18 protein-coding genes are annotated in these 15,574 nt (G+C 71.8%); 7 read left to right on the top strand and 11 right to left on the bottom strand.

Features of this window, described 5'->3' with window-relative positions; all coding sequences use genetic code 11:
* Positions 1-5 precede the first annotated feature (5 nt).
* The 11 genes from motA to fliE all read right to left on the bottom strand — a co-directional run bounded on the left by motA (position 6) and on the right by fliE (position 8,252).
* A complete protein-coding gene (motA, locus tag PE066_RS14275; protein ID WP_271233198.1) occupies positions 6-866 on the bottom strand; it encodes a flagellar motor stator protein MotA in 861 nt (286 codons plus the stop codon).
* Between the two features lie 49 nt (positions 867-915).
* Positions 916-1,494: a flagellar transcriptional regulator FlhC gene (gene flhC, locus PE066_RS14270; protein WP_271233197.1), complete on the bottom strand. Its 579-nt coding sequence runs from the start codon at positions 1,492-1,494 to the stop codon at positions 916-918.
* Between the two features lie 35 nt (positions 1,495-1,529).
* Positions 1,530-1,892 carry a flagellar transcriptional regulator FlhD gene (gene flhD / locus PE066_RS14265; RefSeq protein WP_440480532.1) on the bottom strand — a complete coding sequence of 121 codons (363 nt, stop codon included), beginning with the start codon at positions 1,890-1,892 and terminating at the stop codon, positions 1,530-1,532.
* A gap of 140 nt (positions 1,893-2,032) precedes the next feature.
* Positions 2,033-2,329 carry an EscU/YscU/HrcU family type III secretion system export apparatus switch protein gene (locus PE066_RS14260; protein WP_271233196.1) on the bottom strand — a complete coding sequence of 99 codons (297 nt, stop codon included), beginning with the start codon at positions 2,327-2,329 and terminating at the stop codon, positions 2,033-2,035.
* Positions 2,326-3,222, bottom strand: a complete 897-nt coding sequence (locus tag PE066_RS14255; RefSeq protein ID WP_271233195.1) for a flagellar hook-length control protein FliK — start codon at positions 3,220-3,222, stop codon at positions 2,326-2,328. The genes PE066_RS14260 and PE066_RS14255 overlap by 4 nt, the downstream gene beginning before the upstream one ends.
* Before the next feature lie 5 nt (positions 3,223-3,227).
* Positions 3,228-3,530, bottom strand: coding sequence for a flagellar protein FliT (locus PE066_RS14250; protein ID WP_271233194.1), 303 nt, complete (start codon positions 3,528-3,530; stop codon positions 3,228-3,230).
* Between the two features lie 29 nt (positions 3,531-3,559).
* Positions 3,560-3,985, bottom strand: coding sequence for a flagellar export chaperone FliS (gene fliS / locus PE066_RS14245; RefSeq protein WP_271233193.1), 426 nt, complete (start codon positions 3,983-3,985; stop codon positions 3,560-3,562).
* A 17-nt stretch (positions 3,986-4,002) separates the two neighbouring features.
* Positions 4,003-5,451: a flagellar filament capping protein FliD gene (gene fliD, locus PE066_RS14240; protein ID WP_271233192.1), complete on the bottom strand. Its 1,449-nt coding sequence runs from the start codon at positions 5,449-5,451 to the stop codon at positions 4,003-4,005.
* A gap of 26 nt (positions 5,452-5,477) precedes the next feature.
* A complete protein-coding gene (locus PE066_RS14235) occupies positions 5,478-5,831 on the bottom strand; it encodes a flagellar protein FlaG (RefSeq protein WP_271233191.1) in 354 nt (117 codons plus the stop codon).
* Between the two features lie 127 nt (positions 5,832-5,958).
* On the bottom strand, positions 5,959-7,794 hold the full coding sequence (locus tag PE066_RS14230) for a flagellin N-terminal helical domain-containing protein (RefSeq protein WP_271233190.1): 1,836 nt from the start codon (positions 7,792-7,794) through the stop codon (positions 5,959-5,961).
* 143 nt (positions 7,795-7,937) lie between these two features.
* Positions 7,938-8,252, bottom strand: coding sequence for a flagellar hook-basal body complex protein FliE (gene fliE, locus PE066_RS14225; RefSeq protein ID WP_271233189.1), 315 nt, complete (start codon positions 8,250-8,252; stop codon positions 7,938-7,940).
* A 222-nt stretch (positions 8,253-8,474) separates the two neighbouring features.
* Here fliE and fliF point away from each other — a divergent pair, with 222 nt between their 5' ends.
* The 7 genes from fliF (at position 8,475) to fliL (ending at position 15,559) form a co-directional block, all read left to right on the top strand.
* Positions 8,475-10,142, top strand: coding sequence for a flagellar basal-body MS-ring/collar protein FliF (fliF, locus tag PE066_RS14220; RefSeq protein ID WP_271233188.1), 1,668 nt, complete (start codon positions 8,475-8,477; stop codon positions 10,140-10,142).
* On the top strand, positions 10,132-11,127 hold the full coding sequence (gene fliG, locus PE066_RS14215; RefSeq protein ID WP_271233187.1) for a flagellar motor switch protein FliG: 996 nt from the start codon (positions 10,132-10,134) through the stop codon (positions 11,125-11,127). Before fliF ends, fliG begins: the two co-directional genes overlap by 11 nt.
* Positions 11,120-11,851 carry a flagellar assembly protein FliH gene (gene fliH, locus PE066_RS14210; protein WP_271233186.1) on the top strand — a complete coding sequence of 244 codons (732 nt, stop codon included), beginning with the start codon at positions 11,120-11,122 and terminating at the stop codon, positions 11,849-11,851. The genes fliG and fliH overlap by 8 nt, the downstream gene beginning before the upstream one ends.
* On the top strand, positions 11,841-13,244 hold the full coding sequence (gene fliI / locus PE066_RS14205) for a flagellar protein export ATPase FliI (protein ID WP_271233185.1): 1,404 nt from the start codon (positions 11,841-11,843) through the stop codon (positions 13,242-13,244). The genes fliH and fliI overlap by 11 nt, the downstream gene beginning before the upstream one ends.
* Positions 13,241-13,696 (top strand): flagellar export protein FliJ, encoded by a 456-nt coding sequence (gene fliJ / locus PE066_RS14200; protein ID WP_271233184.1) that lies wholly within the window; start codon positions 13,241-13,243, stop codon positions 13,694-13,696. Before fliI ends, fliJ begins: the two co-directional genes overlap by 4 nt.
* A gap of 15 nt (positions 13,697-13,711) precedes the next feature.
* The gene (locus PE066_RS14195) at positions 13,712-14,989 is read left to right on the top strand and encodes a flagellar hook-length control protein FliK (RefSeq protein ID WP_271233183.1); all 1,278 of its coding nucleotides are present in this window, start codon (positions 13,712-13,714) and stop codon (positions 14,987-14,989) included.
* A gap of 99 nt (positions 14,990-15,088) precedes the next feature.
* Positions 15,089-15,559 (top strand): flagellar basal body-associated protein FliL, encoded by a 471-nt coding sequence (gene fliL / locus PE066_RS14190; protein WP_271233182.1) that lies wholly within the window; start codon positions 15,089-15,091, stop codon positions 15,557-15,559.
* Positions 15,560-15,574 lie beyond the last annotated feature (15 nt).

The following is a 15,574-nucleotide window of genomic DNA, read 5'->3' as shown; positions in this document are numbered from 1 at the left end:
CCGGCTCAGCGCGCCTTCACCTCGCGCACGTGGGCGTCCAGCTCGCCGAAGGAAGGCCGCTCGGTGGAATAGAGCACCTTGCGGCCGAACTCCACCGCCAGCTGCGGCGCGTAGCCGTTGAGGCTGGCCAGCAGCGTGACCTTGATGGCCTCGTACATCTTGGCCGACTCGGCGAGCTTCTGCTCGATCAGGGACGACAGCGGAGTGATGAAGCCATACGCCAGCAGCACGCCGAGGAAGGTGCCGACCATCGCGTGCGCGATCATCTGGCCCATCACCGACGGCGGCTGGTCGGCCGAGGCGAGCGCGTTCACCACGCCCAGGACGGCGGCCACGATGCCCAGCGCCGGCAGCGCGTCGCCCACCCGGGCGAGCGCCTGGGCCGGCACCGAGGCTTCGTGCCGGTAGGTCTCGATCTCGTGATCCATCAGCGCCTCCACCTCGAAGGGGTTGGCATTGCCGCTGATGATCACGCGCAGGTAGTCGCACAGGAAATCGACCACGCCCGGCTCGTCCTGGATGCGCGGGTACTGCTGGAACAAAGCGCTGTTGGCCGGGTTCTCGATTTCGCTCTCCAGCGCCAGCATCCCGTCCTTGCGGCCCTTGGCCAGCAGCAGGAACAGCAGCGCGAGCAGGTCCATGTACAGGGCCTTGTTGTGGCGCGACGAGCGCAGCACCCGCAGCAGCTCCTTCACGGTGGCAAGGATCGTCTTGCGGTTGTTGCCGGCAAGGAATGCGCCGAAGGCGGCGCCGCCGATCATCAGCAGCTCCAGCGGCTGGTACAGGGCGCCGAAGTGACCGCCCATGAGCGCATATCCGCCGAAGACGGAACCCAGAACCACCACGTAGCCAATCAGTACAAGCAAGGTCGTTTCCTTTCGGACGCCGGGGCCGGACCCCGGCCCGATCCGCGCATCAGGCTGCAGGGCCCAACAGCGGGGTCTCCAGGGTCGTGGCGGCGATCGAGGTCGCCGCCACGGCCTTGCGCGTCTTGCCGGCGCGCGAAGGTGGCCGGCACAGGACACAGACGTAGCCGCGCCGGGGATCGTGCGCATGCGCGACGAACAGCCCGCGGCAGCTGCCGCAGGTGCTCAGCTGCAGCATGTCGCTGCGAAAGTAGCGCACCAGCAGCCAGGCGCGGGTGAAGTCCAGCACCTGCTCGCCGCCCTGCTGTTCGATCTGCTCCTGGTAGAGCCGGTAGCTCTTGATCAGCGCGTCGATGCTGCCGCAGCCGCCATGCGTCACCATGAAGCGGTAGATGTTGTAGAAGATCGACGAGTGGATGTTCGCCATCCAGGTCATGAACCAGTCGGTGGAAAACGGCAGTAACCCCTTGGGGGGCGACACGCCGCGAATCTCCTTGTAGAGGCGAATGAGCCTGTCGCGGCTCAGGCCGGTCTCGGCCTCCAGGAACTGCAGGCGCGCGCCCAGCTGGATCAGCTCGATGGCCAGCTGGATCTGGCGCGCTTCGGCGGCGACGCTCTTGGCGGCCACGGCAGTACCCGCAGCACAGGCGGCGGCGACGCGGGTCACAACGCGGCTTCCAACTGCTGGCTCGACAGGAGGATGGACGCGTGGGCCTGCTTCAGGGGCGACTCCTTCCTGTCCTCGGTCATCGCGCGCAGGCCGGCATCGTCCCCCACTCGAAAGCGGCACAGCAGGAAACTTGAACCGGCCAGCTTCACCACCTGCGCCAGCGACAGGCTGGCAACCAGGTCGACCATCTCGCCTCGCAGCCCCAGGCGGACCATGGCGGTGGCGCGATCCTCACGCGCCAGGCGCTGCGCGAGCAGGAGGTAGGCGAGGTTCACGTCGCGGATGTCGGTCGCGATATCCGCCTCCGCGGGCCGGGCCTGGTTGCCCGGGGTCGCCCCAGCGGTCATCCAACTCATGGGTACTGCTCCGTCATTTCTATACTTTGGACGGCGCCTAAACAAAGCAACCAATCCTGTCTTTTGGTAAGTTCCAGTAAGTATCTTTGCTAGAAGATTTCACGCGTAAGTAAGACCGGCGGGACCGCTAATCCAATCGCCTAAGGTATTTGGGGCTTTCCCACGGATGAGCTGGCCGAGGCTGCGGCGCAATCGGTCTCGTACAGCCAGACCAGCAGTTCGGCGACGGCAACGTAAAGGGCCGGCGGGATGTGGCGGTCGAGCTCGACGCCCATCAGCAGTTGCACCAGCTCCACCGAGCCATGCACATAGACACCGCTGTCACGGGCGCTCTGGACGATGGCTTCCGCGGTCGCCCCGTAACCCTTCGCCACCACCTTGGGCGCGCTGCCCTTGTCGGCGTAGGACAGCGCCACGGCCTGCGTCCGCGGCGTCACGGCGTGGCTCCGATGTCGCAGGCGAGCACGGTCGTGCCAGCCGCCTGCAGGCGCAGGAGCAGCCCGGCTCGGTGCTCCTGCAGGCAAGCGGAGGCCTCCTGCCGCGCCGCAAGGCCCAGCTGCAACCCACCCGCCTTGTCCAGCTCCAGGCGGGCCTCCACGGCGCCAAGCGCGGGCAGCACCAGCCGCACCCGGGTGCTCCATGCGCGGGACGCTTCGCCCGGCGGCCCGTCGTCCTGCCCGCGCTCGTCGCGGATGTCCCATTCCAGCGGCGCGCCCGGCCAGGCCTCGCCGCGCCAGCGGAAGATGCCCGACTCGATCAGCTCCAGTTGCTGGCGCACCAGGTCGACCGTTGCCGGATGCAGCACCGGCCCTGCCGCCGCCGGGTCGGCCGGCGCCAGCGCGGCCTGGGGTTCGAGCCGCAGCTGCGCCAGCGCGCGCGTGCCGCCTGCAACCTCCTGGAGGTGCGATTCGTAGAACAGGCCGCTCTCGCGCGCAGCGCTCTCCAGCGCCTGCGCCAGCACGGGGCCTGCCGGCGGCCCGGCGGCGAGCCACAGGGGTGCGACTGCGCGCACCGGCGGCACCGTGTCACTCCCGCTGCGATACAGCAGCGCGGCCAGCGCGCGCGCGGCCGCGCTCAGCGCCGGCGTCGGATCGGCTGGCGGCACGGCGGAGCGGCCCGGCCCCCCGGAGGCCGGGCCGGCGCTGCCGGACTGCGCCAGGCCGTCCATCGCGTGGCGCGAAGGCAGGCGCGGATCGAGGGACGCGGCATCGACCGCCCGGGCCGGCGGCGGCTCGCCAATGGCGGCCGCCCGGCGCTGCAGCAGCTCCGCCAGGTGCTGCGCCAGTCGCGCCTGCGCCACGGCCTCGTTGGGAGTCAGCACCGGGATCACGTCGCTTACAGGCCGTAGGAGCGCAGCAGTTGCTGGCGCTGCAGGCCCTGCACCGCGTCGCGCAGGTGCAGCAGCTGCGGCCCCACCTTGGCGCGCACCTCGTTCCGATCGCTGTGGATGCCGCGCAGCAGGCCGAGCTTTTCCTGCCGCTGCGCGGCGTCCAGCTGGGCGACCGGCTCGAGCTGCTGCAGCAGGCGCACCAGCGCGCTGCACTGCTCCTCCAGCGCAGGCAGCGAGCCCCACTCCTCGCGCCGCGCATGGCCGAGCATCTGGCGGGTGAGTTCGGCCAGCCGGCGGTAGCAGGACATCACTTCGCCCGTGCACGTGCCCGCCGGGTTCATGGCCGGCCCGCCGCGGTCGGGGCGATCGCGCGCCAGGCGGAAGCGATGTTCTCCAGCAGCCGCCCCGCCTCGTCGAGGAGCCCGGGGTCGTTGCGCAGGTTGGCGTACAGCAGCCGCTGGTTGATGTAGTCGTACAGGGCCGACAGGTCGGCCACCAGCGCCGCTCCGTCGGGCCCGGCCGCCTGCGGGTCCAGGCTGGCCTTGAGCCCGTTGTCGATGATGTTGATGGCCTTCGAGATGGACTTGCCCTTGGCGGCGGTCTCGCGCCGCGCCATCTGCAGGCGCGCCATCTGGATGGCGGCCGCGGCGCCGTCGAACAGCATGGCGATCAGCTGGTGGGGCGATGCGGCCATGGCGCCGCTTTCCGCGCCCACGCGGGCGTAGGCGCCGGCGCCGCCGGCAAAACCCTGGGAGGTGTACATGGTGTTCGTCCTGGCTCCTACTTCTTGCCGCTACCGCCCAGGTTCAGGTTGGCGAACTGCTGCGTGAGGTAGGCGCTGGTCGACGCCATGCGGCTCATCATCAGGTCGAGCTGGGTGAACTGGCCGCGGTAACGGGCCACGGTCGCGGCAACGCGCTCCTCGGCATCCACGATGCGCTCGTCCAGGCGCTTGAGCGAGGTCTTCACGCCGGCGGTGGCCACGTCCAGGGTGCCGTCGGTCTTGCTGAACCCCTCCACCAGATGGGCCAGCTGCTGGCCGTAGCCGCCGCCGGGGTTGCGGGTGGAGAACAGCTCGGCGACGCCCGCCAGGTTGGAGCCGAGCGCCTCGGTGAGCTTGGCCGAATCGATCTGCAGCGTGCCGTCCTTCTGGAAGGCGATCCCGATCCTCGACAGCGTCTGCAGGCTGCCGGCCTGGGGCGTGTTGAGCGCGCTGCGCAGGCTGGTCTGGATCAGCCGCAGCGTGCCGTCGCCCACCAGCGGCGCGGCACTGCGGGTTTCCGCGTTGTACGCCGTCAGCTGCCTGGCCGTCGCCTGCAGCCCGTTGTAGGCGTTGACGAATTCGGCGATGGCGCTGCCCACCGAGCCGGTGTCGCGCTGCAGGTTGACCTGGCTGGCGCCGGTCTTCAGCAGGTTGAGCGTCACGCCCTGGATCGCCTCGGCCACGGTGTTGCTCTGGCTGGTCACGGCGATGCCGTTGACGGTGAGCTTGGCGTCCTGGGCCGCCGCGGTCTGCCGCAGGTTCTGGATTCCCGCCGGATCGTGCGCCAGCAGGTCCTGCAAGGCGTCGTCGCCGCTCACGGAGATCCTGAGGCTCGCGTTCTCGCCGGTGCGGGTCGAGGTGAGCACCAGGCGGTGGGGCGAGGCGCTGCCGTCGTTGACGATGCTGGCGGTGATGCCCGCGTCGGCCTTGGCGTTGATGGCGTCTCGGATGCCCTCCAGCGTGGTGCCGGCGGCGATGGCGATGCTGACGGCTTCGCGCTCCGCGTCCTCGGCGAAGCCGGCGCCGGTGTACCGGCCCGAGGCGGCATCGAACGCGCCGCCGGCGATCGTGCCCCAGCTGATGCTGACCGTGCCGGCGCCGACCGCGGCGGTGGTCGAGGAGGGGCGGCCGCCGGACACCAGGGACTGCGCCTGCGCAAGCTGGCTGACGCTGGCGCTGTAGACGCCGGGGACGGCATGGGCCGAACCGGCGGCCGTGAGCACGTCCGCAGCGCTGGAGCCCGCCTTCACGCCCTCGAACAGCCTGGGATCGCTCAGCTTGGACGCGGCGGCCTGCAGCGTGCCCAGCGCACCCTGCAGGCGGCTGTAGGCGGTGAGCTTGGCCGTGTAGCTGATCTGCTGCCGCTGCAGGGCGACGACCGGCGCGCGCTCCGCGGCGGCCAGCTGCTCGAGCAGGCCATTGAGGTCGAGGTTGGCGCCGACGCCGAGGCTGGAGATGGAAGCCATGGAAAACGTCTCCTTCTGCGGCCGTTTCAGGCGGTGCGTTCCACGAGCAGGCCGCGCAGGCGGCCCATGACCGTGGCGACCCGGATGGCCTCCTCGGACGGCATCTGCCGGATCAGCTCGCCGGTCGCGGGATCGATCACCTTCACCACCATCTCGTTGAGCTCGCGGTCGAGCTCGAACTGCACGCTCACGCCGTCGATGCTCAGGCTGCCGCGCACCTCCTCGACCGCCAAGGCCGCCCGGCGGTCGCCGGCGTCGGCGTCGTTGGCCGCGCTGGCACGCACGCCGGGCTCGGGCCGGGCGGCGGGGGCGGCAGGCCGGTCGGCCGCGACGTCGCGATTCGCGGCCGCGGGCAGCACGGAAGTCGGAGGAAGGCTCATGGCAGGTGCTCTCACAGTCGCTATGCGCTCCCGCCTCGAAGCCGAAGCGGGAGGGCATAGCGCAGGCGGCGGGCGCCGCCTGCAAGCGGAGCGGCAAGGACCCGGGCGGGTCCTCGCCGGGCGCTGCTTAGCGCAGCAGGGACAGCACGCCCTGCGTGGTCTGGTTGGCCTGCGCCAGCACCGAGGTGCCGGCCTGCTGCAGGATGTTGGCGCGGGTCATGTTGGACACTTCCGTCGCGTAGTCCGCGTCCTCGATGCGCGAGCGCGAGGAGGACAGGTTGGTGACGGTGGTGCCCAGGTTGGAGATCACCGAGTCGAACCGGTTCTGCACCGCACCGAGGTCGCTGCGCAGGTTGTCCACGATCGACAGCGCCTTGTCCAGCACGTCGAGCGGGTTGGCCGTGGCGGCCGACAGGGTCTTCTCGTCGGTCGTGAACTTCTTGCTTTCGGTTTCCTGGTAGACCCGGGCGCCGAAGCCGTCGGTCACGTTGCCGTTGGTCTGCTCGAAGTAATCGGTGGTCGTCGAGTACTGCAGGTCGATCGTCAGCTCGCCGGCGTTGCCGGCGGAACCGTCGGCGCGGATGGTGTCGGCGCCGGCCTTGACGGTCGTCGCGCCGGCGGCGGTGCTCACCGTCACCGCGGTCGCCGCGCTCACGCCGGCCGTGTTCACGGCGACACTGAAGGTCAGGTCGTTGACCGCGTCGGCGGCTTCGGCGTTGAGCAGCTGCTGCGCGCTCATCTTGGCGCCGACGACGTCGATGCCGTTGGCCACCACGCCGCCGTTGCCGGTCAGGGTCGAGCCGTCGGCCAGCGTGATCTTCGCGCTGGCGATGGCGACGCCGATGTCGTCGGCCGGGCCGACGACCAGGTTGGTGAGGCCGTCGGCCGCCAGGATCGAGGTCGTGCCGGCATCGCTGTCCATCAGCGTGGTCAGGTTGGCGACGGTGGCCTTGGCGTAGGTGCTGTTGGCGCCCGAAGTGGTTTCGGTCAGGTTGCCCGAGCCGTCGATGAAGAGCGCCTTGCCGTCGGCGGTCGTGATGTCGCCGCTGTTGGCGATCAGCACGTCCATGGCGGTGCCGCCGATCTCGATCTTGGCGGCACGCGCGGCCTCCCCGGCGCCGGGCGTCAGGACGGCCGCCGCGCTGGCGGCGCTCACGTCGGCGACATCGTACGAGAAGTTGCCGCTGGCGGCGTCGTACACGTAGGCGTTGCCGGCAGCCGCCGCCCCGTAGGCGTTGTTCGTGCCGGCGAAGGTCGCGGTGTCGCCGTTCGCCATCTTGGACAGCACGCTGGCGGCGCTCGCCGCCACGTTGTCGGTGTCGACGGTCTTGGACCAGGTGTAGGAACCGTTGGCGTTGGCCGCACCGGCCTTGCTGAAGCCCGCCAGGAACAGGTCGTCGCCCTTGGCCGCCGCATTGTCCACGCTGCCCTGGCCGTCGACGTTGAATCCGCTCAGGCCCAGGCCCTCCAGGTCCATCCGCTTCAGGTCGATCTTGATGGTTTCACCGTCCTTGGCGCCCACCTGGATGCTCAGCGACTGGTTCGCGTTCAGCACCTTGGTGCCGTTGAAGTCGGTCTGCTCGGTGGTGCGCTTGATCTCGGCCATGCGCTGGTTGATTTCAGCCTGGATCGAGCTCTTGTCGGCGCCGGAGTTGGTGGCGTTGTTGGCCTGCACCGTCAGCTCGCGGATGCGCTGCAGGTTGGCGTTGATCTCGCTGAGCGCGCCTTCCGTGGTCTGCGCCATCGAAATGCCGTCGTTGGCGTTGCGCTGGGCCTGCTGCAGGCCGCGGATGTTGGCCGTGAAGCGGTTGGCGATGGCCTGGCCGGCGGCGTCGTCCTTGGCGCTGTTGATGCGCAGGCCGGACGACAGGCGCTGGATCGCCGTGTTCAGCGAGGCCTGGGACTTGTTCAGGTTGTTCTGCGTGAGCAGCGAAAGCGAGTTGGTGTTGATGACTGACGCCATGTTCGACTCCTGTGTGGCTAAGGGGACCGGCGGGTTCGCCGTAACGCTGGACCTGCCTGACCGGGTGTCATCAACAAGCCATCGCTCTCCTGGCTATCGGCCGCCCCCCGGCATTTTGAAGAGCAATGGCTTAGGGAAAGCGCCTAAGCCGGGATGTTCATGACTTCCTGGTAGGCCGCCACCAGGCGGTTGCGCACCTGCAGCGCCGTCTGGAAGCCGATGTTGGCCTTCTGCAGGTCGACCATCACGTCGTTCAGCGCGACGCCGGGCACGCCCAGCTCGAAGGCCCGCGCCTGTGCCTGGGCCTGCTGCTGCGCGCCACTGATTCGGTCCAGCGAGCGCGCCAGCTCCTGGGCGAAGCCGCCGCCGGGTGCGGGCGCGGCGGGCAGATCGCCGGCGGCGGCCGCGGACAGCGCGCGGATCTGCTGCAGCACGGATTCGATGGGAGAGATGGACATGCCGCTCCTCGATGGACAAGGCCGGCAAGGCTATCAGCGGGCCCGCCGCCCAGGCCCCGCGAAAAGACGGCAAAACGCGAGGCTGTTCGCGCGATAGGCCCTGCGGCCCCGAGCCGAAAATTCCGTCACGCCGCCTTCACGCCACGTCTTCCCGGCCGCGGCCCGCGGCCCCGCCATCCAACCGGAACCCCGTCGCATGTCCTTTGTGTTTGCCACGGCATCATGAACAACGCTGCCTTGGCCGAGGCGTCCGTGCCGTCCCCGCCGCCCAGCCTGCTTGCGCAGCTGCGCGCCAACCCGCGGCTGCCGCTGATGGTGGCCGCCGCGCTGGCCGTCGCCGCGCTGGCGGCGCTGTGGCTGTGGAGCCGCGCCCCCGACTTCCGGGTCCTGTACGGCAACGTGTCCGACCGCGACGGCGGCGCCATCATGACCGCGCTGCAGCAGATGAACGTGCCCTACCGCTTCGCCGAGGGCGGCACGGCGCTCATGGTGCCGGCCGGCAAGGTGGCCGAGGTGCGGCTGCGGCTGGCCTCGCAAGGCCTGCCCAAGGGCGGCGCGGTGGGCTTCGAGCTGATGGACAACCAGAAGTTCGGCACCAGCCAGTTCGCCGAGCAGATCAACTACCAGCGGGCGCTGGAAGGCGAGCTGGCCCGCTCCATCAACGCCATCTCGGCGGTCGAATCGGCGCGGGTGCACCTGGCGCTGCCCAAGCCGGCCCTGTTCGTGCGCGACCAGAAGAAGCCCAGCGCCTCCGTGGTGCTGACGCTGCACCGCGGGCGGGCGATCGACGACGCCCAGGTCAACGCCATCGTGCACCTGGTCTCCAGCAGCGTCGCGGAGCTGTCGCCCAAGAGCATCAGCGTGGTGGACCAGCACGGCAAGCTGCTGACCTCGCCGGCCGCCGCCCGCGGACTGGACGGCAGCCAGCTGAAATACGTGCAGGAGATCGAGCAGGCCTACACCCGCCGCATCGAGGCGATCCTGCAGCCGCTGCTGGGCGCCGGCAACGTGCACGCCCAGGTGGCCGCCGACATCGACTTCTCGATCGTCGAGGCGACGGACGAGAAGCACCGTCCCAACCAGGAGCCCGGCAGCGCCGCGGTGCGCAGCCAGCAGTCCAGCGAATCGGTGCAGCAGGCCGGCATGGCGGCCGCGGGCGTGCCCGGCGCGCTGTCCAACCAGCCGCCGGCCACCCCGACGGCGCCGCTCACCCGGCCGCCCGACGCGCCGCGCGTCGAAGGCCAGCTGCAGATGAGCACCGAGCTCGCCGGCCTGGCCGGCACCCGCGCCGGCAACGCGCGCCGCGACGCCACCATCAACTACGAAGTGGATCGCACGCTGCGCCACGTGCAGCAGGCCCCCGGCGCGGTGCGTCGCGTCTCGGTGGCCGTGGTGGTGAACCATCGCGACACCACCAACGCGCAGGGCAAGCGCGTCACCCAGGCGCTGGCGCCGGCCGAACTCGAGCAGATCCGCAACCTGGTGAAGGAGGCCGTGGGCTTCAGCGCCGAGCGCGGGGATTCGCTCAACGTGGTCAACAGCGCGTTCGTGGCCGAAAGTCCCGCCCCCGAACTGCCCTTGTGGAAGCAGCCGGAGAACGTCGCCCTGGCCAAGTCCGCGGGCTGGACCCTGTTGCTGGCGCTGCTGGGCCTGTACGCCTGGCTGTCGGTGGTGCGTCCGCTCCTGCGCAAGCACCTGCAGCCGGCCGCGCCGGCCCAGGTGGCCGCTGCCACGGCGGCCCCCGCCCTGGCAGCAGGGCCGGACCCGGCGCAGGAGGACAGCGCCGCGCGCCACGCCGACAACCTGCAGTACGCCCGCGAGATCGCCGGCAAGGAGCCGCTGATGGTGGCGGTGCTGCTGAAGAACTGGATGGCCCAGCATGAACGGTGAGGGCATCCGCCGCGCCGGCATCCTCCTGATGTCGCTCGGCGAGGACGCGGCCGCCAAGGTGCTGCAGCACCTGCCGGCCGGCGAAGTCAAGGCGCTGGGCGCGGCGATGGCCCGCCTGGGCCACGTCACCCGGACCCAGGTCAGCGAGGTGCTGGAGGACTTCCGGCTGGAAACGGAGCAGTACTCCGCGCTGCACCTGGACTCCGGCGGCTACCTGCGCGCGGTGCTGACCAAGGCGCTCGGCGATGACCGGGCCGCCGACCTGCTGGACCACATCCTCAAGCAGGACGACACCACCACCGGCCTGGAGCGCCTGAACCAGCTGGAGCCCAACGAGATCGTCGAGCTGATCCGCGACGAACACCCGCAGATCGTCGCCACGCTGCTGGTGCACATGGACCGCCCGAAGGCCTCGGCGGTGCTGGAGCAGCTGCCCGAGCGCACGCGCCACGGCGTGGTGCAGCGCATCGCCACCTTCGGCGGCCTGCAGCCCAGCGCGCTGGCCGAACTCACGGACGTGCTCACCAACATGCTGTCCGGCGAAGGCGTCAAGCGCAGCCGCCTGGGCGGCGTGCGCGCGGCCGCCGAGATCGTCAACCAGATGAGCACCGCGCACGAGGAGGCGGTGATCAAGTACCTGCGCGAGCAGGACGAAGCGCTGGCCCAGCGCATGGTCGACGAGATGTTCGTGTTCGAGAACCTGCTGGAACTGGAAGACCGCTCCATCCAGCTGCTGCTCAAGGAAGTGGAATCGGAGTCGCTGATCGTCGCGCTCAAGGGCTCGCCCGAGGAGCTGCGCGAGAAGTTCCTGCGCAACATGTCGCAGCGCGCCGCCGAGCTGCTGCGCGAGGACCTGGAGATGCGCGGCCCGGTGCGCGTGTCGCAGGTGGAAGCCGAGCAGAAGAACATCCTGGCCGTCGTGCGCCGCCTGGCCGAGGCCGGCGATATCGTGATCAGCGCCTCGGGCGACGACTCCTATGTCTAGCAGCGACGCGCCAACGGCCGCCGCGCCGGCCGTCACCCTGACCGCCTGGCAGCGCTGGGAGATGGCTTCCTTCGCCGGCCCCGATCGGCAGGCGGTGCCGGCCCCGCCGCCGCCGCCGAAGCCGGCGCCGGCGCCCGTGCTGACGCCGCTCGAGCCGGTGCGCCGGTTCGACGAGGCCGAGCTGGAGCGCCTGCGCGAGGCGGCCCGCCAGGCCGGCGCCGCCGAAGGGCGGACCCAGGGCCTGGCCCAGGGCCGCCTGGAAGGCCGGGCCGCGGGCCTGGAGGAAATGCGCCAGGAAGCCGCGCAGCTGCTGGCCCTGGCGCAGGCCCTGCCGGCGGCCCTGCGCATCGCCGAGCGCGAACTGGCCGAGGGCGTGCTGGGGCTGGCGCTGGACCTGGGCCGGCAGCTGGCCGGCACCGCGCTGAAGACGGATCCCGACTGCGTGCTCGCGGTGGTGCGCGACCTGCTGGCGTCCGCGCCGGAACTGAGCGGCTCGCCGCGCCTGCTGCTGCATCCGGACGACGCTGCGCTGGTGCGCGAGCAGCTGGGCGAGGAACTGCGCGAGGCCGGCTGGTCGCTGCAGGCCGATGCCGCGGTCACGCGCGGCGGCTGCCGGGTCAAGTCGGCCGTCGGCGAACTCGACGCCAGCGTGGAAACGCGCTGGCAGCGGGTGGAAGCCGCGCTCACCTGCCGCCTGCCGGACCGCGAGCGCTGTGCGGCCTGAAGGCAATCCCCACGTCGGCGCCTGGCAGGAAACGCTGCGCCAGGCCCGCGCCGACGTCGCGGCCTGCCGGCCGGTGCGGGCCCACGGGCGCCTGACGCGCGCCGTCGGCCTGGTGCTGGAAGCCGTCGGGCTGCGCCTGGCCGTGGGCAGCGACTGCCTGGTGGAACTGCCGCCCGGCTTTGCGCAGCCCACCGCCGAAGCGGAAGTGGTCGGCTTCTCCGGCGACCGCCTCTACCTCATGCCGCGCAGCGAGGTCGCCGGCCTGCTGCCCGGCGCGCGCGTCTATCCGCCGGAGGATCCCGGCGCCCCCCCGGGGCAGGACAGCACCAAGCGCCTGCCGGTCGGCGACGGCATGCTCGGCCGGGTGGTGGACGCCACCGGCAGGCCGCTCGACGGACTGGGTCCGCTCGCCGCCACCATCCAGGTCACGCTGGGCGCCGCGCCGCTCAACCCGCTCACGCGCGCGCCCATCGAGCAGGTGCTGGACACCGGCGTGCGCGCGATCAACGCCATGCTCACGGTCGGCCGCGGCCAGCGCATGGGCCTGTTCGCCGGCTCGGGCGTCGGCAAGAGCGTGCTGCTCGGGATGATGGCGCGCTACACCAGCGCCGACGTCATCGTGGTGGGCCTGATCGGCGAGCGCGGCCGCGAGGTCAAGGAGTTCATCGAGCACACGCTCGGCGCCGAGGGCCTGGCGCGCGCCGTGCTGGTGGCGGCGCCGGCCGACACCTCGCCGCTGCTGCGCATGCAGGGCGCCGCCTATGCCACGCGCCTGGCCGAGGACTTCCGCGACCGTGGCAAGGACGTGCTGTTGATCATGGATTCACTGACCCGCTACGCCATGGCGCAGCGCGAGATCGCGCTGGCCGTGGGCGAGCCGCCCGCCACCAAGGGCTATCCGCCGTCCGTGTTCGCCAAGCTGCCGGCGCTGGTGGAGCGTGCGGGCAACGGCGCCGTCGATGCGTCCGGTCGCGGCGGTTCGATCACCGCCTTCTACACCGTGCTGACCGAAGGCGACGACCAGCAGGATCCGATCGCCGACGCGGCGCGCGCCATCCTGGACGGCCACGTGGTGCTGTCGCGCGCGCTCGCCGAGGCCGGTCACTATCCGGCGATCGACATCGAGGCATCGATCAGCCGCGCCATGACCGCGCTGATCGAGCCGCAGCAGTTCGCCCTGGTGCGCCGCATGAAGCAGATGCTCTCGCGCTACCAGCGCAACCGCGACCTGATCAGCGTGGGCGCCTACGCGCCCGGCCACGACGCCCAGCTGGACCAGGCGGTGGCCCTGTACCCGCGCATCGAGGCCTTCCTGCAGCAGGAAATGCACGAGCGCTCCGACTACCCGGCCGCCATCGGCGGCCTGCACGCCCTCTTCCAAGGAAACGCATGAGCAGCAAGCTCCCCCTGGACACCCTGATCGAGCTCGCGAGCGAGCGCACGGATCAGGCGGCACGCCGCCTGGCCGAGCTGCTGAAGGCGCAGGCCGGCGCGGCCGAGAAGCTGGCGCTGCTGCAGCAGTACCGCGACGAGTACCTGGCGCGGCTGCACGAGCGCATGCGCGCCGGGCTGCCCGCCTCCGAGCTGCGCAACTTCCAGCTCTTCGTCGCCACGCTCGACGGCGCCATCGAGCAGCAGCGCGCGCTGGCGCAGCAGGCGGAGGCCCGCCTGGCGCAGGGCCGCAGCCACTGGCAGGACAGCCGGCGCCGGCTCGGCGCCTTCGACACGCTGGCCGGGCGCATGCGCAGCCAGCAGGCGCTGGCCGCCGGCCGGCAGGAACAGCGCGAGGGCGACGAGCGCTCCGCCACCCGCTTCCAGCTGCGCTCCTCCGCGTTCGCCAGCTGACCCACCGGAACCGTCATGAACGTCCCAGCCGTCCTGAGTCCCACCGTCAATGCCGCCGCGCGCAACGATGTTCCGCCGGCGGGCGAATCCGGCGCCTTCGCCGAAGTCCTGGAGCGACGCATGAAGACGCGGTCGGACGCCGTGCGGGAGGACCTCGCCACGCCCCTGGCCCGCCCCGCGCGCACCCGGCGCCCGCAAGAGGCCGGCGAACGCGAAGCACTGGAGGCCGGCATGTCGCCGCCGCTGATCGCGGCAGCGCTGGACCCGCGCCAGGCCGCAGCGGGCGGCGCCGTGGCGGCCGCCGGGCCGGTCCGAACGGCACTCGCGACGGGCGTCCACGACGCTCCCGCCGGGCCTCGGCTGGACACGGCCGGCGCGCAAGCCCTTCGGCCGGCGCCCCGCGGTGGTGAAGCCGAACCAGTGGCGGCCCCGCTGTCGCAGGCGGCGGCCGGGGCAGCGGCTGCCGGCGCCACCGAGCACGACGTCGGCGACCGGGCCGGGCGCGCAGCCTTTGCGCCCGCCTTCCTGCCCGCGACGCCCGCGGCGCGCCCCGTGGCCGGCGGCGGCCACGCCGCGCAAGCGGCCGCCGGCGCCGTGCCGCCGCAGGGGCGGCCGGCCGAGGCCGAGGCCGCGGCCCGCCGGCCGGACACCAGCGCCACCGGCGCGTCGTTCACCTTGGCCGCGCCGGCCGATCCCGATGCCGCAGCCGGCCCCGCCGCCGGCAGCGATGCGCCGGTGCTGCCGGGATCCGGCACTGCGCCGGCGGCGCCCTTCGCAGCCGCTGCGGCCGCGCCGGCAGCGACCGGGTTCCCCGCCGCCGCCGCCGAGCTGCCACTCGCCGGCCAGGCCGCCGTCGAGCCGCCGGTCGGCAGCCGTGCCTGGCCTTCCGCCCTGGGCCAGGCGCTCACCGGCATGCACCACCGCGGCCAGGGACAGGCACAGCTGGAGCTCAACCCGCCCGGCCTGGGCCCGCTGTCGGTGACGCTGTCGGTGGCCGACCAGCAGGCGCAAGCGCTTTTCGTCTCGCCGCACGCGGCGGTGCGCGCCGCGCTGGAAGCGGCCCTGCCGCAGTTGCGCGCGGCGCTCGCCGACAGCGGCATCGCCCTGGGGCAGGCCTCGGTCGGCGCCGAGCACCAGCCGGCCTCCGGAGGCTCCCCGCAGTCCCAGCACGACCCGTCGGCGCAGCGCCGTCCGGCCAGCCCGGGCCAGGCCCCCGCCGAAGTGCCGGCTGCCGCGACCCGGCCCCCGGCCGGAGGAGGCTCCGGCGGCCATGCCGTCGACACCTTCGCCTGAGGACGCAAAGCCCGGAGCTGAGCGCGATTCCAGCTGCTCATCGCCCTATAGGTTCGGCCCCTGCTGAAAAAGAATCTCGTCCATCCACTTGCGGCAACCATGGCTACCAGTTCCAGACCGGGCGGCACGCCCCCTTCCTCCAAGATCAACCTGGTGCTGGTGGCGCTGCTCGTGGCGGCGCTGCTGACCATCCTGGCCGGCGGCTACCTGCTGCTCACGCGGGCGCAGCCCCCGGCCGCCGCGCCCGCCGCGCCGCCGCCGATCTTCGTGGCGCTGGAGCCCATGACCGTCAACCTGCACGCCGACGGCCGCGGCCGCTTCCTGCACGTGAGCCTGACGCTCAAGTCGGCCGACCCGGCGTCGCAGGAGCGCATCGCCCAATACCTGCCCGAGGTGCGCAGCCGCGTGCTGACGCTGCTGTCGAACCGCGAGGCGGAAACGCTGGCCAGCGCGGCCGGCAAGGCGCAGCTGGCCGACGAGATCGTCGCCACCGTCAACCGGCCGTTCGCCGCCGGCCTGCCCGAACAGCGCATCACCCACGCGATGTTCACCGCCTTCGTGCTGCAGTAGGCACGCCGCGCCCGC

Origin of the sequence: Ramlibacter tataouinensis, from assembly GCF_027941915.1 — a bacterium.
Lineage (GTDB): Bacteria > Pseudomonadota > Gammaproteobacteria > Burkholderiales > Burkholderiaceae_C > Ramlibacter > Ramlibacter tataouinensis_C.
This window is presented reverse-complemented; position numbering and strand designations above follow the sequence as displayed.

Excerpts from the sequence above, each read along its gene's own strand:
- flhD (WP_440480532.1), bottom strand. The coding sequence starts at position 1,892 with ATGAGTTGGATGACCGCTGGGGCGACCCCGGGCAACCAGGCCCGGCCC.
- PE066_RS14250 (WP_271233194.1), bottom strand. The coding sequence starts at position 3,530 with ATGTCCTGCTACCGCCGGCTGGCCGAACTCACCCGCCAGATGCTCGGC.
- fliS (WP_271233193.1), bottom strand. The coding sequence starts at position 3,985 with ATGTACACCTCCCAGGGTTTTGCCGGCGGCGCCGGCGCCTACGCCCGC.
- fliD (WP_271233192.1), bottom strand. The coding sequence starts at position 5,451 with ATGGCTTCCATCTCCAGCCTCGGCGTCGGCGCCAACCTCGACCTCAAT.
- PE066_RS14235 (WP_271233191.1), bottom strand. The coding sequence starts at position 5,831 with ATGAGCCTTCCTCCGACTTCCGTGCTGCCCGCGGCCGCGAATCGCGAC.
- PE066_RS14230 (WP_271233190.1), bottom strand. The coding sequence starts at position 7,794 with ATGGCGTCAGTCATCAACACCAACTCGCTTTCGCTGCTCACGCAGAAC.
- fliE (WP_271233189.1), bottom strand. The coding sequence starts at position 8,252 with ATGTCCATCTCTCCCATCGAATCCGTGCTGCAGCAGATCCGCGCGCTG.
- fliF (WP_271233188.1), top strand. The coding sequence starts at position 8,475 with ATGAACAACGCTGCCTTGGCCGAGGCGTCCGTGCCGTCCCCGCCGCCC.
- fliG (WP_271233187.1), top strand. The coding sequence starts at position 10,132 with ATGAACGGTGAGGGCATCCGCCGCGCCGGCATCCTCCTGATGTCGCTC.
- fliH (WP_271233186.1), top strand. The coding sequence starts at position 11,120 with ATGTCTAGCAGCGACGCGCCAACGGCCGCCGCGCCGGCCGTCACCCTG.
- fliJ (WP_271233184.1), top strand. The coding sequence starts at position 13,241 with ATGAGCAGCAAGCTCCCCCTGGACACCCTGATCGAGCTCGCGAGCGAG.
- PE066_RS14195 (WP_271233183.1), top strand. The coding sequence starts at position 13,712 with ATGAACGTCCCAGCCGTCCTGAGTCCCACCGTCAATGCCGCCGCGCGC.
- fliL (WP_271233182.1), top strand. The coding sequence starts at position 15,089 with ATGGCTACCAGTTCCAGACCGGGCGGCACGCCCCCTTCCTCCAAGATC.